General features: G+C 55.4%; 23 protein-coding genes. 11 read left to right on the top strand and 12 right to left on the bottom strand.

The genetic code is table 11. The features are described 5' to 3' along the window. Positions 1-98 precede the first annotated feature (98 nt). Complete coding sequence (greA, locus tag EDF81_RS16040; protein ID WP_123349161.1) at positions 99-575, bottom strand: transcription elongation factor GreA; 477 nt, start codon at positions 573-575, stop codon at positions 99-101. 248 nt (positions 576-823) lie between these two features. Here greA and dacB point away from each other — a divergent pair, with 248 nt between their 5' ends. Next, positions 824-2,257 carry a serine-type D-Ala-D-Ala carboxypeptidase gene (gene dacB / locus EDF81_RS16035; protein WP_123349160.1) on the top strand — a complete coding sequence of 478 codons (1,434 nt, stop codon included), beginning with the start codon at positions 824-826 and terminating at the stop codon, positions 2,255-2,257. 75 nt (positions 2,258-2,332) lie between these two features. Here the strand turns inward: dacB and cgtA are convergent, their stop codons facing one another. From cgtA to rplU, 4 genes are all read right to left on the bottom strand, one after another. After that, positions 2,333-3,502 carry an Obg family GTPase CgtA gene (gene cgtA / locus EDF81_RS16030; protein ID WP_123349159.1) on the bottom strand — a complete coding sequence of 390 codons (1,170 nt, stop codon included), beginning with the start codon at positions 3,500-3,502 and terminating at the stop codon, positions 2,333-2,335. A 15-nt stretch (positions 3,503-3,517) separates the two neighbouring features. After that, the gene (locus EDF81_RS16025; protein ID WP_123349158.1) at positions 3,518-4,483 is read right to left on the bottom strand and encodes a DMT family transporter; all 966 of its coding nucleotides are present in this window, start codon (positions 4,481-4,483) and stop codon (positions 3,518-3,520) included. 95 nt (positions 4,484-4,578) lie between these two features. Next, the gene (rpmA, locus tag EDF81_RS16020) at positions 4,579-4,836 is read right to left on the bottom strand and encodes a 50S ribosomal protein L27 (protein WP_002434222.1); all 258 of its coding nucleotides are present in this window, start codon (positions 4,834-4,836) and stop codon (positions 4,579-4,581) included. 20 nt (positions 4,837-4,856) lie between these two features. Further along, complete coding sequence (gene rplU / locus EDF81_RS16015; RefSeq protein ID WP_123349157.1) at positions 4,857-5,168, bottom strand: 50S ribosomal protein L21; 312 nt, start codon at positions 5,166-5,168, stop codon at positions 4,857-4,859. 258 nt (positions 5,169-5,426) lie between these two features. Here rplU and ispB point away from each other — a divergent pair, with 258 nt between their 5' ends. Further along, a complete protein-coding gene (ispB, locus tag EDF81_RS16010) occupies positions 5,427-6,398 on the top strand; it encodes an octaprenyl diphosphate synthase (protein WP_123349156.1) in 972 nt (323 codons plus the stop codon). Positions 6,399-6,582: 184 nt separating this feature from the next. Further along, the gene (gene sfsB / locus EDF81_RS16005) at positions 6,583-6,852 is read left to right on the top strand and encodes a DNA-binding transcriptional regulator SfsB (RefSeq protein WP_123349155.1); all 270 of its coding nucleotides are present in this window, start codon (positions 6,583-6,585) and stop codon (positions 6,850-6,852) included. Positions 6,853-6,920: 68 nt separating this feature from the next. On the opposite strand, the gene murA is transcribed toward sfsB, so the two are convergent. The 7 genes from murA to mlaF all read right to left on the bottom strand — a co-directional run bounded on the left by murA (position 6,921) and on the right by mlaF (position 11,729). Continuing rightward, positions 6,921-8,180: a UDP-N-acetylglucosamine 1-carboxyvinyltransferase gene (gene murA / locus EDF81_RS16000; RefSeq protein ID WP_123349154.1), complete on the bottom strand. Its 1,260-nt coding sequence runs from the start codon at positions 8,178-8,180 to the stop codon at positions 6,921-6,923. Positions 8,181-8,234: 54 nt separating this feature from the next. Further along, the gene (ibaG, locus tag EDF81_RS15995) at positions 8,235-8,489 is read right to left on the bottom strand and encodes a BolA family iron metabolism protein IbaG (protein WP_123349153.1); all 255 of its coding nucleotides are present in this window, start codon (positions 8,487-8,489) and stop codon (positions 8,235-8,237) included. A 129-nt stretch (positions 8,490-8,618) separates the two neighbouring features. Next, a complete protein-coding gene (gene mlaB, locus EDF81_RS15990) occupies positions 8,619-8,918 on the bottom strand; it encodes a lipid asymmetry maintenance protein MlaB (RefSeq protein WP_123349152.1) in 300 nt (99 codons plus the stop codon). Beyond that, on the bottom strand, positions 8,918-9,553 hold the full coding sequence (gene mlaC, locus EDF81_RS15985; protein ID WP_123349151.1) for a phospholipid-binding protein MlaC: 636 nt from the start codon (positions 9,551-9,553) through the stop codon (positions 8,918-8,920). The genes mlaB and mlaC overlap by 1 nt, the downstream gene beginning before the upstream one ends. A 17-nt stretch (positions 9,554-9,570) precedes the next feature. Continuing rightward, the gene (gene mlaD / locus EDF81_RS15980) at positions 9,571-10,122 is read right to left on the bottom strand and encodes an outer membrane lipid asymmetry maintenance protein MlaD (protein WP_123349533.1); all 552 of its coding nucleotides are present in this window, start codon (positions 10,120-10,122) and stop codon (positions 9,571-9,573) included. A 4-nt stretch (positions 10,123-10,126) separates the two neighbouring features. Beyond that, positions 10,127-10,909, bottom strand: coding sequence for a lipid asymmetry maintenance ABC transporter permease subunit MlaE (mlaE, locus tag EDF81_RS15975; RefSeq protein ID WP_123349150.1), 783 nt, complete (start codon positions 10,907-10,909; stop codon positions 10,127-10,129). Between the two features lie 7 nt (positions 10,910-10,916). Beyond that, entirely contained in the window at positions 10,917-11,729 is an 813-nt protein-coding gene (gene mlaF, locus EDF81_RS15970) for a phospholipid ABC transporter ATP-binding protein MlaF (RefSeq protein WP_123349149.1), read from the bottom strand. A gap of 221 nt (positions 11,730-11,950) precedes the next feature. Here mlaF and EDF81_RS24075 point away from each other — a divergent pair, with 221 nt between their 5' ends. The 8 genes from EDF81_RS24075 (at position 11,951) to hpf (ending at position 18,214) form a co-directional block, all read left to right on the top strand. Continuing rightward, complete coding sequence (locus EDF81_RS24075; RefSeq protein ID WP_123362955.1) at positions 11,951-12,928, top strand: calcium/sodium antiporter; 978 nt, start codon at positions 11,951-11,953, stop codon at positions 12,926-12,928. A 12-nt stretch (positions 12,929-12,940) separates the two neighbouring features. Continuing rightward, complete coding sequence (kdsD, locus tag EDF81_RS24070) at positions 12,941-13,927, top strand: arabinose-5-phosphate isomerase KdsD (RefSeq protein ID WP_123362957.1); 987 nt, start codon at positions 12,941-12,943, stop codon at positions 13,925-13,927. A gap of 13 nt (positions 13,928-13,940) precedes the next feature. Continuing rightward, entirely contained in the window at positions 13,941-14,507 is a 567-nt protein-coding gene (gene kdsC / locus EDF81_RS15960) for a 3-deoxy-manno-octulosonate-8-phosphatase KdsC (RefSeq protein WP_123349148.1), read from the top strand. After that, the gene (gene lptC / locus EDF81_RS15955) at positions 14,504-15,079 is read left to right on the top strand and encodes an LPS export ABC transporter periplasmic protein LptC (protein ID WP_123349147.1); all 576 of its coding nucleotides are present in this window, start codon (positions 14,504-14,506) and stop codon (positions 15,077-15,079) included. The genes kdsC and lptC overlap by 4 nt, the downstream gene beginning before the upstream one ends. Further along, positions 15,048-15,602: a lipopolysaccharide ABC transporter substrate-binding protein LptA gene (lptA, locus tag EDF81_RS15950; RefSeq protein ID WP_123349146.1), complete on the top strand. Its 555-nt coding sequence runs from the start codon at positions 15,048-15,050 to the stop codon at positions 15,600-15,602. The genes lptC and lptA overlap by 32 nt, the downstream gene beginning before the upstream one ends. Before the next feature lie 6 nt (positions 15,603-15,608). After that, the gene (gene lptB / locus EDF81_RS15945; RefSeq protein ID WP_123349145.1) at positions 15,609-16,334 is read left to right on the top strand and encodes an LPS export ABC transporter ATP-binding protein; all 726 of its coding nucleotides are present in this window, start codon (positions 15,609-15,611) and stop codon (positions 16,332-16,334) included. A gap of 136 nt (positions 16,335-16,470) precedes the next feature. Next, entirely contained in the window at positions 16,471-17,904 is a 1,434-nt protein-coding gene (gene rpoN / locus EDF81_RS15940) for an RNA polymerase factor sigma-54 (protein ID WP_123349144.1), read from the top strand. A gap of 22 nt (positions 17,905-17,926) precedes the next feature. Beyond that, positions 17,927-18,214, top strand: coding sequence for a ribosome hibernation promoting factor (gene hpf / locus EDF81_RS15935; RefSeq protein ID WP_123349143.1), 288 nt, complete (start codon positions 17,927-17,929; stop codon positions 18,212-18,214). Positions 18,215-18,231 lie beyond the last annotated feature (17 nt).

The raw sequence follows: 18,231 nt of genomic DNA, 5'->3' as shown, positions 1-18,231 counted from the left end.
GCTGGTGTGCAAAATGCCACGCTCTGTTAGTTGATAAAAGGCCGCAATGCGGCCTTTTTCTTTTCTTTACAAAGTATCAACAAATGTGTTGAAACCTGTCAAAGATATTCAACCTTGATGATTTCGAACTCCACTTCACCGCCCGGAGTACGAATAACGACCACATCGTCCTGTTCCTTGCCGACCAGACCCCGTGCAATCGGCGAATTCACCGAAATCAGATTCTGTTTAAAATCAGCTTCGTCATCGCCCACAATGCGGTAAGTCTGCTCTTCATCGCTATCCAGATTGAGCACAGTCACCGTCGAACCGAAGATCACCCGGCCGTTTTTCGGCATTTTGCTGATGTCGATAACCTGTGCATTGGACAGCTTGGCCTCGATATCTTTGATGCGACCTTCGCAGAACCCCTGCTGCTCACGCGCGGCGTGATACTCAGCATTTTCCTTCAGGTCGCCATGCTCACGGGCATCCGCGATAGCGGCAATGATTTCAGGACGACGCACCGATTTAAGGAAATCCAGCTCTTCGCGCAGTTTTTCAGCACCACGTAAGGTCATCGGAATAGCTTGCATTGTTATACCTCTTCAACATTCCTGTTAGCAGTGGAGATAACCTGCTCCAGCTGCCGAGCTGGCCCGAAATCGACGATTAACCGGACCAGAAGCAAAAGAAAACTGGCCCGGGTACAAAGCCCCAGGTCAGCAGCAATTTTTCAATTTGATACGTATTTTACCGCGAAGTTCACTATGGGTCATCGTTTACTTTGCATAGTGATGCACCGTAGTATTGCGGTTTATCTTCGGGTTGTTAGCGCGAGATTATGCGATTTTCCAGATTTATCATCGGATTGACCACCAGCGTCGCCTTCAGTGTACAGGCGGCAAATGTCGACGAGTACATCAACCAGCTCCCTGACGGAGCGAATCTCGCCCTTGCGGTGCAGAAAATCGGTGCCCAGTCGCCGAGTATCGACTATCACAGCCAGCAGATGGCGCTGCCCGCCAGTACCCAGAAGGTGATCACCGCGCTGGCCGCGCTGCTCCAGCTGGGACCGGATTTTCGTTTTACGACCACTCTGGAAAACAAAGGCAGCATCAGCAACGGCGTACTGAAGGGGGATCTTATCGCCCGTTTCGGCGGCGATCCGACCCTGAGACGTCAGGATCTGCGCAATATGGTCGCCGTCCTGAAAAAGTCAGGCGTCCAGAAGATTGATGGCAATGTGCTGATCGACACCTCGGTGTTTGCCAGCCACGATAAAGCACCCGGCTGGCCCTGGAACGATATGACCCAGTGCTTTAGCGCACCGCCTGCGGCGGCTATTGTTGACCGTAACTGCTTCTCTGTCTCGCTATACAGTGCGGAAAAAGCCAATGACCTGGCGTATATCCGGGTTGCCTCTTACTATCCAGTCACCATGTTTAGCCAGGTCCGCACGCTGGCACGCGGCTCTGCCGATGCCCAGTATTGCGAACTGGACGTGGTGCCAGGCGATCTGAACCGCTTTACCTTAACAGGCTGTATGCCACAGCGAAGTGAACCGCTGCCGCTGGCGTTCGCCATTCAGGACGGTGCCGGCTACGCCGGGGCGATCCTCAAAAGCGAGCTGCAGGAGGCAGGAATCACGTATTCAGGCACGCTGCTGCGTCAGACTCAGGTTAACGAACCCGGTACGATCATCGCCAGCAAACAGTCGGCACCGCTGCACGATCTGCTGAAGATCATGCTGAAAAAGTCGGACAATATGATTGCTGATACGGTGTTCCGCACTATCGGCCATTCCCGCTTCAATGTCCCCGGCACCTGGCGGGCAGGCTCCGATGCGGTACGTCAGATCCTGCGCCAGCAGGCGAATATCGATCTGGGTAATACTATTGTCGCCGACGGCTCAGGCCTGTCGCGACATAACCTGATCGCACCGGCGACCATGATGCAGGTGCTCCAGTACATCGCCCAGCATGACACGGAGCTTAACTTTATCTCGATGCTGCCGCTGGCGGGCTATGACGGTTCGTTGCAGTATCGGGCGGGGCTACATGAGGCGGGCGTTGACGGTAAAGTCTCAGCGAAAACCGGCTCGCTGCAGGGCGTCTATAACCTGGCCGGGTTTATTACCACCGCCAGCGGACAGCGGATGGCCTTTGTGCAGTATCTCTCCGGCTATGCCGTCGAGCCTGCCGACCAGCGCACCCGACGCGTCCCGCTGGTGCGCTTTGAGAGCCGTCTGTACAAAGACATCTATCAGAACAACTAATAAAAAGGCCGGGTCACGCGTCATGCGGCCCGGCCTGCAATCTATCGCCCCGGCGGCACGCCGGGGAAAGAGAGATTAACGTTTGTAGATGAACTCGATACCTTCTTCGTCGTCTTCATCCCACTCTTCGTCATCTTCCTCGTCTTCAACTTCCATCTCTTCAAGCTGCTGACGATGGTAGTCATCCCACATGAATTCGACTTTCTCAGGCTGCTTCTCTTCTTCAGCGTGAACGTGCGGGTTCTCGATGATAAAGGTCATGACATCCCAGCAGAGATCTTTCACGCCCTGCTGGCTTGCAGCAGAGATCAGATAGAATTTATCGTCCCAGCCCAGCGCCTCAGCAATGGCTTTGGCTTTCTCTTCTGCCGCCGCTTTGTCCATCAGGTCGATCTTGTTAAAGACCAGCCAGCGCGGCTTGGAGGCCAGCTTCTCACTGTACTTCTCCAGTTCGCCGATAATAATGCGGGCGTTTTCTACCGGATCGGAACCGTCGATCGGATCGATGTCGATCAGGTGCAGCAGAACGCGGCAGCGCTCAAGGTGCTTCAGGAAGCGGATCCCAAGACCGGCACCTTCCGCCGCGCCTTCGATCAGCCCCGGAATATCGGCGACCACAAAGCTTTTTTCGTTATCCATACGTACCACGCCAAGGCTCGGCACCAGGGTGGTAAACGGATAATCAGCCACTTTCGGCTTCGCCGCAGAGACGGCGCGGATAAAGGTCGATTTACCGGCATTCGGCATCCCGAGCATCCCGACGTCGGCCAGCAGCATCAGTTCCAGCTGCAGATCGCGCTTGTCGCCCGGCGTTCCCATGGTCTTCTGACGCGGGGTACGGTTAACCGAGGATTTAAAACGGGTGTTGCCGAGACCGTGCCAGCCGCCCTTAGCGACCATCAGACGCTGACCGTGTTTGGTCATGTCGCCCATGGTTTCACCGGTACCCTGGTCAATCACGCGGGTTCCGACAGGCACTTTAACGCTCACGTCTTTACCGCGTTTCCCGGTACAGTCACGGCTCTGGCCGTTCTGACCGCGTTCGGCACGGAAGGCTTTCTCAAAGCGATAGTCGATCAGGGTGTTCAGGTTTTCGTCCGCTTCCAGCCAGACATCACCGCCGTCACCGCCGTCACCGCCGTCCGGGCCGCCCCTCGGGATATATTTCTCACGACGGAAGCTGACGCAACCATTACCACCATCGCCTGCAACGACCAGAATCGCTGCTTCATCTACAAACTTCATTTTACTCTCCGTAAATCATTCGCCCGAGCGGGGTAGCGGCACGGCCGCTTCTCGCTTACGCAGGCTACCCCAGAGGCGATGGCCAATGGCGGAATACATTGCGCCCGCAACCACGACAAACGCACCGAGATAACCCACCATATTGAGCATCGGTTTGGCGAAGACGTCGGGCCAGGCCATAGATAATAAATCTGAAAACAACAGCGTAAACAGCGGGGTGAGCGTGATTAACGCGCTCACCTGCGCCGCCTGCCAGCGGGCCATCGCTTCAGCCAGTGCACCGTAGCCCACCAGCGTATTCAGCCCGCAAAAAATAAGACAGGCCAGCTGCCAGTCGCTTAATTCCAGTACTTTCGACGGTACGGCCAGCGGCAGCAACGCAATAGTACATAAAGTGTACAACAAAAGCAGGATCTGCTGTGAGGCAAGGCGACGGAGCAGGATTTTTTGCGCCACGCCGTAGCTCACCCACACCATCGCTGCGCCGACACCAAAAATTACACCCCAGGTGTAATCCGTGAGTCGGGTAAAAATTTCCACCAGGCTGGTGTTAAAAAACATCACCAGCCCGGAGATAAGCATCAGGGCACCGACAACCTGCGTGCCGCGCATTTTCTCTTTTAAGATGAAAACGCTGGCGATCATCATGCCAACCGGCGACAGCTGCCCAATCACCTGAGAGGCTGTCGGGCTAACGTACTGCAGGGAAGAACTGAACAGGATGAAGTTACCAAACAGGCCTGCGGTGGCAATCGCCAGCAGCAGCAGCCAGCGTGGCTTGCGAAAAATCCGCAGCGGCGGCAGCTTGCCTCTGATAGTGAGGATCAGGCCCAGGCCCACGCTCGCCATCAGGAAGCGATAAAAGACCACCGTCGGCGGCTCCATCACTTCCAGCACCTGCTTCATTGCAATCGGCAGTGCACCCCAACACATCGCGGTAACCATTGCCAAAAGAATACCAATGCCTGCCTGCTGATTCATTCCCTGGTCCCTGATAAAAAATTTAGCGGTCCACGAATGTAAAAAGCCCCGCAACGTGTTGCGGGGCTTTTATCCGTCACCGGGACGCGAAAAACTTATTCAGCAACGATGCTGATGAACTTACGGTTTTTCGGGCCTTTAACTTCGAACTTGACTTTACCGTCAGTCAAAGCGAACAGTGTGTGGTCTCGGCCGCAACCAACGTTGGTGCCAGCGTGGAATTTAGTACCACGTTGACGAACGATGATGCTACCGGCGAGAACAGCTTCACCGCCAAAACGTTTAACACCCAGACGTTTAGCTTCTGAGTCGCGACCGTTACGAGTTGAGCCGCCAGCTTTTTTATGTGCCATTTAGATGTGCTCCCCTTGTATTAAGCGCTGATGCCAGTGATTTTTACATCAGTGAACCACTGACGATGGCCCTGCTGCTTACGGTAGTGTTTACGACGACGAAACTTAACGATTTTAACTTTCTCGCCACGACCATGAGCAACAACTTCAGCTTTGATTACGCCGCCATCAACGAATGGAACGCCGATTTTGATTTCTTCACCGTTTGCGATCATCAGAACTTCAGCGAATTCAACAGCTTCGCCAGTTGCGATGTCCAGCTTTTCCAGGCGAATAGTCTGACCTTCGCTTACTCGGTGTTGTTTACCACCACTTTGGAAAACCGCGTACATATAAAACTCCGCTTCTGCGCACGCTTTTATGTGATTCAGAGTGCGCTATAAATATTCACAATAGGGCGCGAATATTACGCAAAAGAGTAAGCTTTGACAAGAGCGATCGTTGATAGATGCAGAAAAAAAACACAACCCGCACGGCAACGTTTATCTGGCGCGTTTTTTCAGTACAATCAGCAATACTTTTTACCACTGACCCCTTCCGTTATCTCTTATAGCTAAGGGATAAACTGAACACTAAGCCCGGCTTTTGCGATGAATTTAGAAAAAATCAATGAGTTAACCGCACAGGATATGGCGGGAGTGAACGCGGCAATTCTGGAGCAGCTCAATTCAGATGTGCAGCTAATCAATCAGTTAGGGTACTACATCGTCAGCGGCGGCGGTAAACGCATCCGTCCGATGATTGCTATCCTTGCTGCGCGTGCCGTCGGCTATCAGGGAAATTCCCATGTCTCTATCGCCGCATTAATCGAGTTTATTCATACCGCGACTCTGTTACACGATGATGTCGTCGATGAATCGGATATGCGCCGCGGCAAAGCTACCGCTAACGCGGCCTTTGGCAACGCTGCCAGCGTGCTGGTCGGCGATTTTATTTATACCCGTGCCTTCCAGATGATGACCCGCCTCGGCTCTCTGAAAGTGCTGGATGTGATGTCAGAAGCGGTCAACGTGATTGCCGAAGGTGAAGTCCTGCAGTTGATGAACGTCAACGATCCGGACATTACCGAAGAGAGCTACATGCGCGTTATCTACAGCAAAACCGCACGTCTGTTCGAAGCAGCGGCACAGTGCTCCGGTATTCTGGCAGACTGTAGCGAGGCCGAAGAGCGTGGCCTGCAGGATTATGGGCGCTATCTCGGCACGGCTTTCCAGCTGATTGACGATCTGCTGGATTACAGCGCCGATGGTGAATCGCTGGGCAAGAACGTCGGCGACGACCTGAACGAAGGCAAACCGACGCTGCCGCTGCTGCACGCGATGCGTAATGGGACGCCAGCGCAGTCGGCAATGATTCGCGAGGCCATTGAACAGGGCAACGGTCGTCACCTGCTGACGCCGGTGCTGGAAGCCATGGAAACCTGTGGCTCACTGGAATGGACGCGTACCCGCGCCGAAGAAGAAGCTGACAAGGCCATTGCCGCACTGCAGGTTCTGCCGGACACCCAGTGGCGTGAAGCCCTGATTGCCCTCGCCCATATCGCCGTTCAGCGCGACCGCTAATCCCCTTCCCGCGCCCAGGCGCGGGAATGCTTCTCCCGCCATTCCACTCTTTTCTTTGCAGCCCTCGTTGCATACGTTTTTATGCGCCATCACAAAACATAAACTTACAAGAACATCTTAGCTTATTTGTGGTTATTATGCATACTGAAACAAAAAGCATGCACCAGCATAACAGGGAGGAACTATGACAGAGTTACATGACTGGCACCCGGCGGATATTATTGCCGGACTGCGTAAAAAAGGAACGTCAATGGCAGCCGAGTCTCGCCGCAATGGGCTCAGCTCGTCAACGCTGGCAAATGCGTTGACCCGGCCGTGGCCAAAAGGTGAGATTATTATTGCCGGTGTGCTGGGCGTCGATCCGTGGATCATCTGGCCCTCGCGCTACCACGATCCCATCACCCATGAACGTATCGACCGTACTCGGCTAATGCGCTCCAGAAAGATTCAATAAGCTCCAATATACATAAAAAAAAGCCCCCGACTGCAATAGCCGGGGGCGGGTCTGGTTCAGACGATAAACTACTCGCCTTTTACGCGTTCAATCCGCGCACCCAGCGCACTCAGCTTGTCTTCAATGCGTTCGTAACCACGATCGATGTGGTAGATGCGATCGACGATGGTCGTGCCTTCGGCAATACAGCCCGCCAGCACCAGGCTCGCAGACGCACGCAGATCGGTCGCCATCACCTGCGCACCGGAGAGTTTCTCCACGCCATGGCAGATTGCGGTGTTGCTTTCGATTTCCGCCCGTGCGCCCATACGGATCAGCTCAGGGATGTGCATAAAGCGGTTTTCAAAGATAGTTTCCGTGATCGTCCCGGTGCCTTCGGCGACCAGGTTGAGCAGCGTGAACTGCGCCTGCATATCGGTCGGGAACGCAGGGTGCGGCGCGGTGCGCACGTTGACCGCTTTCGGACGCTTGCCGTGCATATCAAGGCTGATCCAGTCTGCACCGGTTTCGATATCCGCACCGGCTTCGCGCAGCTTGGAGAGCACCGCGTCCAGGGTTGAAGGCAGCGCATTGCGGCAAACAATTTTGCCACCGGAAATCGCTGCGGCCACCAGGAAGGTCCCGGTTTCAATACGGTCAGGCACAACGCTATAGACACCGCCACCCAGACGCTTAACGCCTTCGATGGTGATGCTGTCGGTACCCATACCGCTGATTTTCGCCCCGATCGCGTTAAGGAAATTAGCCGTATCGACAATTTCCGGCTCGCGAGCGGCGTTTTCGATAATGGTGGTGCCTTCCGCCAGGGTCGCGGCAGACATGATGGTCACGGTTGCGCCGACGCTGACCTTGTCCATCACGATATGCGCGCCTTTCAGACGGCCGTTGACGGATGCCTTAACGTAGCCCTCTTCCAGCTTAATCTCCGCACCCAGCTGCTCCAGGCCGGTGATATGCAGATCGACAGGACGTGCGCCGATAGCACAGCCGCCCGGCAGAGAAACCTGACCCTGTCCAAAACGCGCAACCAGCGGTCCCAGCGCCCAGATGGAGGCACGCATGGTTTTCACCAGATCGTAAGGAGCACAGAAGATATTGACCTCGCTGGCGTCAATCCAGACGGAACCGTTACGTTCAACTTTGGTTCCCAGCTGGCTGAGCAGCTTCATCGTGGTGTCGATATCTTTCAGCTCAGGAACATTGCGGATCTCTACCGGCTCTTCCGCCAGCAGTGCGGCAAAGAGGATCGGCAGCGCGGCGTTTTTCGCGCCGGAAATTTTGACTTCGCCCTGGAGCCGCGTTGGCCCCTGTACACGAAACTTATCCATTATTCGGTTCTCAGTTAACAATTCATCGTCGCTACCGGAGAGAAATCCCGTAGCTTAAAGGCCGTTAAGTTTGCGGTCGCGTGCCCACTCTTGCGGGGTAAACGCTTTGATCGACAGCGCATGAATGCGGTTATCCGCAATATACGCCATCAGCGGGGCGTAAATAGCCTGCTGCTTTTTAACCCGGCTCATACCGTCAAACATCTCACCCACGGCGATCACCTGAAAGTGGCTGCCATCGCCAGAGACGTGGACTTCTTCAAGGGAGAGTGCGTTCATCAGCACGGTCTGAATTTCTTGATTTTCCATGGGCGTTACATTATTCGTCTGGTAGTGAAAACAGCCCCACATCTTAGAGGAAAGTGGCGCGGTCTGAAATAAGCAAAAAGCCCCACCGCATAAATCGATGAGGCCATTAACAGTAAACGACTGAAATCGTTAATTCGCGCCGGGCAATAGCCCATCGGGCAGATTGTAAAGCTGCGCCAGCGTACGCAGATTTTCGCTGGCGCTCTCAAGACGCACCGTCTGTCCCAGCTGTTTCGCCCGATCGGCAAGATGGATCAGCAGCGCCAGACCGGCGGTATCAACGCGTGATACCTCGCTCAGGTCGATGACCGATACGCCCTGTATCGCCTGCTCCCGTACGTCCCAGAGGCCGTTCAGGGTGTCCTGATCCAGTTCCCCCTGCAGGGCCAGCCGTTCGCCGTCACGCGTCCAGTTAAGCTGCATCGGCATTATTTCTGCTGATCCAGGGTGATCGACTGACGAGAAATAGACTTCAGCTGTTCCGTCAGGCCATCAATGCCTTTGGTACGCAGCAGGTCGCTCCACTCGTTCTGCTTAGTGGTGATCATGCTCACCCCTTCGGCGATCATGTCGTAAGCCTGCCAGTTTCCGCTCTGGGTATTTTTACGCCACTGGAAATCAAGGCGTACCGGCGGACGACCATTCGGATCGATGATAGTGACGCGGATCGGTACGATCGTCGCATCACCCAGCGGCTGTTCCGGTGCGATCTGATAAGTCTGACCGTGGTACAGCGCCAGCGCCTGGCCGTAGGCCTGCTTCAGGTATTCACGAAACGCGGTGAAATAGGCTTCGCGCTGCGCCGGGGTCGCGTCTTTGTAGTAACGTCCCAGCACCAGAGCACCGGCATATTTTACCTGCACGTAAGGAAGCAGCTCCTGATCGACAACCTGGCGTAAATAATCCGGGTTTGCGCGGATCTGCGACTGCTCGTTTTTAAGACGATCGAAGGTCTTCTGCGCCGCTTCGTTCATCAGCTTATAAGGGTTGGACTGATCGGCTGCGGTCGCGGCTGACAGCGGCGCGATGACCAGCATGGCGATCATTAAGATGCGTTTAAACATGAGTATGCTCTCCGTAATTAGGGCGTCGCGCCCGCAGGCGGCGTCGCGTCATTATTGCCCGCGGCAGGTTCTGGCGCATCGCCAGAAGTCTTATTGTCGCTCCCTTTACTGTTGTAAAGGAATTGTCCGATCAGGTCCTCCAGCACCATCGCTGACTTGGTGTCCTGCAGGGTGCTGCCGTCTTTCAGCATTGCCGTTCCCAGTTCAGGATCGTCGAAGCCGACGTTCAGCGCCAGGTACTGTTCTCCCAGCAGACCGGACGTTCGGATCGCCAGCGAGCTGGTATCCGGGATTTGGTTGTAACGCTCTTCGATATCGAGCGCGACGCGCGGCAGGTAGTTTTTCTCATCCAGCGCAATCTCCGCCACGCGACCGATGGTCACGCCGCCAATGCGTACCGGCGAGCTCACTTTCAGTCCACCGATATTGTCAAAGGTGGCGTAAATTCGGTACGTCGGTTCGGTACGCATTGAGGTCACGTTCGCCGCCTTGAGGCAGATAAACAGACCGGCCAGCAGCGCTGCAACTAAAAAAAGCCCGACCCAGATTTCATTTCTTTTCGTTTGCATGAACTCAATTCCCAAACATCAATGCAGTGAGCACAAAGTCCAGACCGAGAACGGCCAGAGATGCGTGCACAACGGTACGTGTGGTTGCCCGGCTAATCCCGGCGGAAGTCGGGATCGCATCGTAACCATTAAATAACGCAATCCATGTTACCGTAACGGCAAAAACCACACTCTTAATCAAGCAGTTAACTAAATCGAGACGCCAGTCGACCGCGCCTTGCATTGCCGACCAGAAGAAACCGGCGTCGATGCCTTTCCAGCTGACGCCGACCAGCGAGCCGCCCCAGACGCCCACCGCGACAAAAAGAATCGTCAGCAGCGGAAGGGAGATCATCCCGGCCCAGAAGCGCGGCGAAATGACCCGACGCAGGGGATCCACCGCCATCATCTCCATGCTGGAGAGCTGCTCGGTGGCGCGCATCAGGCCAATTTCAGCGGTCAGCGCCGACCCGGCACGCCCGGCAAACAGCAGCGCGGCCACCACCGGTCCCAGCTCGCGCAGCAGCGACAGCGCCACCAGCATACCCAGACTGCTTTCGGCCCCGTAGGTGGTCAACACCAGATAGCCCTGCAGCCCAAGCACCATGCCGATAAACAGCCCGGAAACCAGCACAATCACCATCGACAGCACGCCGACGTTGTAGAGTTGCTGTACCAGCAACGGCGCGTGCTTACGAAATTCCGGCTTGCCCACCAGAGCATTAAATAACATCAACCCGGCGCGCCCGAATTTCGCGATGGTCTTAATTCCGCGACGTCCAAGCGCCGCCAGCGCATTTAGCAGCATGAGCGGCTTAACTCCCTGTTCCTAGTAAGTCGTGTTGATAGTCGCCAGCCGGATAGCGGAACGGCACCGGGCCGTCGGCGATCCCGTCAAGGAACTGCCGCACCTGCGGATCGGTATTATCCTGCAGGGCTCTGGCGCTACCCTGAGCGACAATTTTTTTATCGGCCACAATATAGGCGTAATCAGCAATGCTCAGCACTTCCGGCACGTCATGTGAGACCACGACGCAGGTCACGCCCAGCGCGCTGTTAAGCTCGGAGATCAGCTTCACCAGCACGCCCATCGTAATAGGATCCTGGCCGACAAAAGGCTCGTCAAACATGATCAGATCCGGCTCCAGCGCGATCGCTCTCGCCAGCGCGGCACGACGGGCCATACCACCGGAGAGTTCTGACGGCATCAGCTTCGCAGCGCCACGGAGACCCACCGCTTCCAGCTTCATCATTACTGTGCTTTTAAGCAGCGCCTCCGGCAGATTCGTATGCTCACGCAGCGGGTAGGCCACGTTTTCAAACACATTCATGTCAGTAAACAGCGCGCCGGACTGGAACAGCATACTCATGCGTTTTCGCACGGTAAAAAGACGGGAGCGCGACATCTTCGGCACGTTTTCACCGTCAAACAGAATCTCACCGGCATCCGGGGGAAGCTGGCCGCCAATCAGACGCAGCAGCGTGGTTTTACCAATTCCTGATGGCCCCATGATCGCGGTGATCTTGCCCCGGGGAACCGTCAGAGAAATATTATCGAAGATAGGCCGGCCGCCGCGTGAAAAGCTGACGCCCTGGATATCAACTAAATTCGCCTCTGTCTGGCTCATGGATTCATCCCTTTTAGAAGCCGGTTTACTTAAGCATGGCGCGTTATTTCGCCACAAACCCAACATTTTTACAGAAACTTACCGGTAACGGTTAGCGAAAGCTGGCATTTGTTTTACTTTTTGAGCGCATAAAGTCAAAATTACGCTATCGTTGCGCCCGTATGCACCGCCAGCGGATTTGGATCGCGGACCGACGAGTATACCTGAAGAAAGGACTTTACATGCTTTTAGCGACGGCTCTGTTAATTATTGGTTTGCTCCTGGTGGTCTACAGTGCCGATCGTCTGGTGTTCGCTGCCTCCATTCTCTGCCGCTCGCTGGGCATACCTCCGCTGATCATCGGCATGACGGTCGTTAGCGTGGGAACCTCGCTACCGGAGATCATCGTTTCGGTCACGGCATCGCTGCACGGTCAGATCGATCTCGCTATCGGTACCGCAATCGGCTCTAACATTATTAATATCCTGCTGATCCTCGGTTTATCGGCGCTGCTGCACTCCTTTACCGTGCATTCTGATATTCTGCGCCGCGAACTGCCGCTAATGTTGTTCGTGAGTCTCGTGGCGGGCGCGGTGCTGTATGATGGCCAGCTCACGCGCCTCAACGGCGTATTCCTGCTTGCGCTGGCCGTGCTGTGGCTGCTGTTCATTGTTAAAATCGCCCGGATCGCGGAAAAACAGGGCAACGACAGTCTGACGCGTGAACAGGTCGCGGAACTGCCGCGGGAAGGCTCGCTGCCGGTGGCCTTTCTGTGGCTCGGCGTCGCGCTGATTATTATGCCGATGGCCACGCGGATGGTGGTGGATAACGCCACCGTGCTGGGTAACTACTTTGCTATCAGTGAGTTAACCATTGGCCTTACGGTGATTGCCCTCGGCACCAGCCTGCCTGAACTGGCAACGGCTATCGCGGGCGCACGGAAGGGTGAAGATGATATTGCGATTGGTAATATCATTGGCGCCAATATTTTCAATATCGCCATCGTGATGGGTCTGCCTGCGCTGATTGCGCCCGGCGCCTTTAATCCACTGGCGTTTAGCCGTGACTATGGCGTGATGCTGGCCGCGAGCGTGGTGTTTGCGCTGCTGTGCTGGGGCCGCCATCGTCAACCAGGAAAAGGCGCGGGTGCACTGTTAATCGGCGCCTTTGTTTTGTGGCTGGCGATGCTGTACTGGCTGTCGCCGCTTTTCGTTGACTAATCGGAAACCATTATGTCGCACATAGATTTGCCACCGGGTTTTGACTTTCAGCAGGCAGGAATCGACGTCCTGGAGATTGAACGTGAAGGTCTGGCCCAGCTCGATCAGTACATTAATGAAGACTTTAGCCGCGCCTGCGAGAAGCTTTTTTACTGCACCGGCAAAGTCGTGGTGATGGGAATGGGCAAATCGGGGCATATTGGCCGCAAGATGGCTGCCACCTTTGCCAGCACGGGCACCTCTTCTTTCTTCGTTCATCCTGGGGAAGCCGCTCACGGCGATCTCGGTATGGTTTCCCCTCAGGATGTGGTGATTGCCCTTTCGAACTCCGGCGAGTCTAACGAAATTCAGGCCCTGATCCCGGTGCTCAAGCGCCTGCAGGTGCCGTTAATTTGCATCACCAGCCGCCCGGAAAGCACCATGGGACGGGCGGCGGATATTCATTTATGCGTCAAAGTGCCTCAGGAAGCTTGCCCGCTGGGTCTGGCACCGACCTCCAGCACCACGGCGACGCTGGTGATGGGCGATGCCCTCGCGGTTGCCCTGCTGAAGGCCCGCGGCTTTACGGCAGAAGATTTCGCACTTTCTCATCCCGGCGGGGCGCTGGGCAGGAAGCTGCTGCTGCGGGTGAACGATATTATGCATACCGGCAGCGATATTCCCCGCGTCAGCAAAGACGCCTCCCTGCGCGATGCTCTGCTGGAGATTACGCGTAAGAATCTGGGGATGACCGTTATCTGCGACGATCTGCTGAAGATCGACGGCATCTTTACCGACGGTGACCTGCGCCGGGTGTTTGATATGGGTGTTGATATGCGGGACCTCAGCATTGCTGAAGTCATGACGCCGGGCGGTATTCGTATTCGTCCGGGGATCCTGGCGGTCGACGCGTTGAATCTGATGCAGTCCCGCCATATTACCTGCGTAATGGTTGCCGATGGCGACCAGTTGCTGGGTGTGGTACATATGCATGATCTGCTGCGCGCAGGCGTCGTGTAATAAGGATAGAAGAATGAGTAATGCTGAGTCGCCCGTAGCAACCTGCTACGGGCCGGTAAGCACCCAGGTCATGGCCAGGGCGCAGAACATCCGCCTGCTGATCCTCGACGTAGACGGCGTGTTGTCCGACGGCCTTATCTATATGGGCAACAATGGCGAAGAGCTAAAAGCCTTTAACGTTCGCGATGGCTACGGTATCCGCTGCGCGCTGACATCAGGTATTGAGGTCGCCATTATCACCGGGCGAAAAGCGAAGCTGGTCGAAGATCGCTGCGCCACGCTCGGCATTACCCATCTTTATCAGGGACAATCTGATAAACTTGTCGCATTTGACGATCTGCTGTCGAAGCTTGCCGTCGCCCCGCAGGATGTCGCCTACGTCGGGGACGATTTGATCGACTGGCCGGTCATGGCCAAAGTCGGGCTGAGCATCGCCGTTGCGGACGCCCACCCGCTGTTGCCGCCGCGCGCGGATTACGTTACCCGGATTAACGGTGGACGCGGAGCGGTACGCGAAGTCTGTGATTTGTTACTGCTGGCGCAGGGGAAGCTGGATGAGGCCAAAGGGCAATCAATATGAGTAAAACCAGACGCTGGATTATTATTCTGCTGTCGCTGGCCGCCCTGGTGCTCATCGGCGTTAACCTGGTCAGCCAGGATGAACCGGAGCAGGCGGCGCCGGATGCCAGCGCGCCGAACTATCGAAGCGAGCGCACCCATACGCTGGTCTACAGCCCGGAAGGCGCGTTGAATTATCGGCTGATCGCCCGCAACGTGGAGTATTACTCCGAGCAATCGCTGTCATGGTTCACCCAGCCGGTGCTGACGACCTACGACAAAAATAAGACGCCGGAGTGGTCGATTAAGTCAGATAAAGCCAAACTGACGGATGACCGCATGCTGTATCTTTACGGTAACGTTGAAATTCTGGCCCTGACAGCTGACTCACAGCTGCGCAGGATCACCACCGATAATGCCCAGGTTAATCTGATTACCCAGGATGTCTCCTCCGATGACATGGTGACCCTGTACGGAACAACATTTAATTCCAGCGGCCTGAAAATGCGCGGGAACTTACGCAGCAAAAACGCAGAGCTGATTGAAAAGGTTAAAACCTCCTATGAAATTCAGAACAAACAAACTCAGCCTTAATCTCGCTATTGCCGGTGCGTTGCTGGCCGCCAGCCTTCCCGCGCTGGCGCTGACGGGCGATACCGATCAGCCGATTCACATTGAATCCGATCAGCAGTCGCTGGATATGCAGGGCAATGTGGTGACCTTCACCGGCAATGTGGTGATGACCCAGGGCAGTATTAAGATCAACGCCGATAAGGTCGTCGTGACCCGTCCGGGCGGAGAGCAGGGTAAAGAAGTGATCGACGGTTACGGTAAACCGGCAACCTTCTATCAGATGCAGGATAACGGTAAACCCGTTAAAGGGCATGCGGCGCATATGCGCTATGAATTACAGAATGATTTTGTCGTGCTGACCGGCGACGCTTACCTTGAGCAGGTCGACAGCAATATCAAAGGCGACAAGATCACCTATCTGGTGAAAGAGCAAAAAATGCAGGCGTTTAGCGACAAGGGTAAACGCGTCACCACCGTACTGGTGCCGTCGCAGCTGCAGGACAAAGGTACAACTCCGGCACCGGCGCAAAACAAGAGTAACTGATCCGCTATGGCTACATTAACTGCAAAAAACCTTGCCAAGGCCTATAAAGGCCGCCGCGTGGTGGAAGACGTCAGTCTGACCGTTAATTCCGGCGAAATTGTGGGCCTCCTCGGGCCTAACGGCGCGGGTAAAACCACCACGTTTTACATGGTGGTGGGGATCGTGCCCCGCGATGCCGGTAATATCATCATCGATGATGAAGATATCAGCCTGCTGCCGCTGCACGCCCGTGCGCGTCGTGGGATCGGCTATCTGCCTCAGGAAGCCTCTATTTTCCGTCGTCTGAGCGTTTACGATAACCTGATGGCGGTCCTGCAGATCCGCGACGATCTGAGCAGCGAGCAGCGCGAAGATCGTGCTAACGAGCTGATGGCTGAGTTTCATATTGAACACCTGCGCGACAGCCTGGGCCAGGCGCTTTCCGGTGGTGAACGTCGCCGCGTTGAAATCGCCCGTGCGCTGGCCGCCAACCCGAAATTTATCCTCCTCGATGAGCCGTTCGCCGGCGTTGACCCGATTTCGGTTATCGATATCAAACGTATTATCGAGCACCTGCGCGACAGCGGCCTCGGCGTGCTGATCACCGACCATAACGTCCGCGAGACGCTGGCCGTGTGCGAACGCGCCTACATCGTCAGCCAGGGACACCTGATCGCCCACGGCACGCCGGGAGAGATCCTGGAAGACGAACACGTTAAGCGTGTGTATCTTGGGGAAGACTTCAGACTCTGATAGGGTAAAGGAAAACGGCCTTTGCCCTGTCTATTTTGGGGCTTCTGTGCAAACATGCCGGAAAGAATATATCCCCTGAATAGCGCAGGTTACGTATAACGGGTCGCTCAAAACACCGGAGAGTATCGCTCTGAATATGAAGCAAGGTTTGCAACTAAGACTGAGCCAACAGCTGGCAATGACGCCGCAGCTGCAGCAGGCGATTCGTCTGCTGCAGCTGTCAACGCTGGAGCTACAGCAGGAATTACAGCAGGCGCTGGACAGCAATCCCCTGCTTGAGCAAACCGATCTTCACGAAGAAGTGGACACCCAGGAAACCCAGGACAGCGAAACCCTGGACACCGCCGATGCGCTTGAGCAAAAAGAGATGCCGGAAGAGCTGCCGCTCGACGCCAGCTGGGACGAAATCTACACCGCGGGTACGCCGTCCGGGAACAGCGTCGACTACCAGGACGATGAGCTGCCGGTCTATCAGGGCGAAACCACCCAGTCGCTGCAGGATTACCTGATGTGGCAGCTGGAGCTCACTCCCTTTTCTGAAACCGACCGCGCTATCGCCACGTCGATTGTGGATGCCGTGGATGACACCGGCTATCTCACCGTTTCCCTGCAGGATATCCTCGACAGTCTCGGCAACGATGAGATCGGCATGGATGAGGTCGAAGCGGTACTTAAACGCGTTCAGCGTTTTGATCCGGTCGGCGTCGCGGCAAAAGATCTGCGCGACTGCCTGCTGATCCAGCTTTCCCAGTTTGCCAGAGAGACGCCGCGGCTCGACGAAGCGCGGACGATCATCAGCGATCACCTCGATCTGCTGGCCAACCACGATTTCCGCTCCCTGATGCGTGTCACCCGTCTGAAAGAAGATATCCTGAAAGAAGCGGTGCAGCTGATCCAGTCACTGGATCCGCGCCCGGGACAGTCGATCCAGACCAGCGAACCCGAATATGTCATCCCCGATGTGCTGGTGCGCAAGCACGGCGCACGCTGGGTGGTTGAGCTGAACTCCGACAGCCTGCCGCGCCTGCAGATCAATCAGCACTATGCGGCAATGGGCGGTAGCGCCCGCAACGAGGCGGACAGCCAGTTTATCCGCAGCAATCTGCAGGATGCGAAGTGGCTGATCAAGAGCCTGGAAAGCCGCAACGATACGCTTCTACGCGTCAGCCGCTGCATCGTCGAACAGCAGCAGGCCTTTTTCGAGCAGGGCGAAGAATTTATGAAACCGATGGTGCTTGCAGATATTGCGCAGGCCGTCGAGATGCACGAATCGACCATTTCACGTGTGACAACACAGAAGTATCTGCATAGCCCACGAGGCATTTTTGAGCTTAAATATTTCTTCTCCAGTCATGTGAGCACCGAAGGCGGTGGCGAAGCCTCGTCGACGGCCATCCGTGCGCTGGTGAAGAAATTAGTTGCTGCGGAGAACCCAGCGAAACCACTGAGTGACAGTAAGTTAACCTCCATGCTGTCGGAACAAGGTATCATGGTGGCACGCCGTACTGTTGCAAAGTACCGAGAGTCTTTATCCATTCCGCCGTCAAACCAGCGTAAACAACTGGTCTGACACAACCGATAAGGAAGACACTATGCAGCTCAACATCACTGGACACAATGTCGAAATTACTGACGCCATGCGCGAGTTTATTCAGGCAAAATTCGCTAAGCTGGAACAGTACTTTGACCGGATCAATCAGGTCTACATTGTGTTGAAAGTGGAGAAAGTGACACATTCCTCGGACGCCACCCTGCACGTTAACGGGGGCGAGATTCACGCCAGTGCGGAAGGGCAAGATATGTACGCCGCCATCGACGGCTTAATTGATAAGCTGGCGCGGCAGTTAACTAAACATAAAGATAAACTGAAACAACACTAAATTGTCCGGGCGTTCGC

Source organism: Enterobacter sp. BIGb0383, assembly GCF_003751845.1.
Classification (GTDB): Bacteria; Pseudomonadota; Gammaproteobacteria; order Enterobacterales; family Enterobacteriaceae; genus BIGb0383.
This window is presented reverse-complemented; position numbering and strand designations above follow the sequence as displayed.

Excerpts from the sequence above, each read along its gene's own strand:
- rpmA (WP_002434222.1), bottom strand. The coding sequence starts at position 4,836 with ATGGCACATAAAAAAGCTGGCGGCTCAACTCGTAACGGTCGCGACTCA.
- greA (WP_123349161.1), bottom strand. The coding sequence starts at position 575 with ATGCAAGCTATTCCGATGACCTTACGTGGTGCTGAAAAACTGCGCGAA.
- rpoN (WP_123349144.1), top strand. The coding sequence starts at position 16,471 with ATGAAGCAAGGTTTGCAACTAAGACTGAGCCAACAGCTGGCAATGACG.
- mlaD (WP_123349533.1), bottom strand. The coding sequence starts at position 10,122 with ATGCAAACGAAAAGAAATGAAATCTGGGTCGGGCTTTTTTTAGTTGCA.
- ibaG (WP_123349153.1), bottom strand. The coding sequence starts at position 8,489 with ATGGAAAATCAAGAAATTCAGACCGTGCTGATGAACGCACTCTCCCTT.
- kdsD (WP_123362957.1), top strand. The coding sequence starts at position 12,941 with ATGTCGCACATAGATTTGCCACCGGGTTTTGACTTTCAGCAGGCAGGA.
- mlaE (WP_123349150.1), bottom strand. The coding sequence starts at position 10,909 with ATGCTGCTAAATGCGCTGGCGGCGCTTGGACGTCGCGGAATTAAGACC.
- dacB (WP_123349160.1), top strand. The coding sequence starts at position 824 with ATGCGATTTTCCAGATTTATCATCGGATTGACCACCAGCGTCGCCTTC.
- sfsB (WP_123349155.1), top strand. The coding sequence starts at position 6,583 with ATGACAGAGTTACATGACTGGCACCCGGCGGATATTATTGCCGGACTG.
- EDF81_RS24075 (WP_123362955.1), top strand. The coding sequence starts at position 11,951 with ATGCTTTTAGCGACGGCTCTGTTAATTATTGGTTTGCTCCTGGTGGTC.
- cgtA (WP_123349159.1), bottom strand. The coding sequence starts at position 3,502 with ATGAAGTTTGTAGATGAAGCAGCGATTCTGGTCGTTGCAGGCGATGGT.
- ispB (WP_123349156.1), top strand. The coding sequence starts at position 5,427 with ATGAATTTAGAAAAAATCAATGAGTTAACCGCACAGGATATGGCGGGA.
- lptA (WP_123349146.1), top strand. The coding sequence starts at position 15,048 with ATGAAATTCAGAACAAACAAACTCAGCCTTAATCTCGCTATTGCCGGT.
- murA (WP_123349154.1), bottom strand. The coding sequence starts at position 8,180 with ATGGATAAGTTTCGTGTACAGGGGCCAACGCGGCTCCAGGGCGAAGTC.
- mlaC (WP_123349151.1), bottom strand. The coding sequence starts at position 9,553 with ATGTTTAAACGCATCTTAATGATCGCCATGCTGGTCATCGCGCCGCTG.
- hpf (WP_123349143.1), top strand. The coding sequence starts at position 17,927 with ATGCAGCTCAACATCACTGGACACAATGTCGAAATTACTGACGCCATG.
- EDF81_RS16025 (WP_123349158.1), bottom strand. The coding sequence starts at position 4,483 with ATGAATCAGCAGGCAGGCATTGGTATTCTTTTGGCAATGGTTACCGCG.
- mlaF (WP_123349149.1), bottom strand. The coding sequence starts at position 11,729 with ATGAGCCAGACAGAGGCGAATTTAGTTGATATCCAGGGCGTCAGCTTT.
- lptB (WP_123349145.1), top strand. The coding sequence starts at position 15,609 with ATGGCTACATTAACTGCAAAAAACCTTGCCAAGGCCTATAAAGGCCGC.
- rplU (WP_123349157.1), bottom strand. The coding sequence starts at position 5,168 with ATGTACGCGGTTTTCCAAAGTGGTGGTAAACAACACCGAGTAAGCGAA.
- lptC (WP_123349147.1), top strand. The coding sequence starts at position 14,504 with ATGAGTAAAACCAGACGCTGGATTATTATTCTGCTGTCGCTGGCCGCC.
- kdsC (WP_123349148.1), top strand. The coding sequence starts at position 13,941 with ATGAGTAATGCTGAGTCGCCCGTAGCAACCTGCTACGGGCCGGTAAGC.
- mlaB (WP_123349152.1), bottom strand. The coding sequence starts at position 8,918 with ATGCCGATGCAGCTTAACTGGACGCGTGACGGCGAACGGCTGGCCCTG.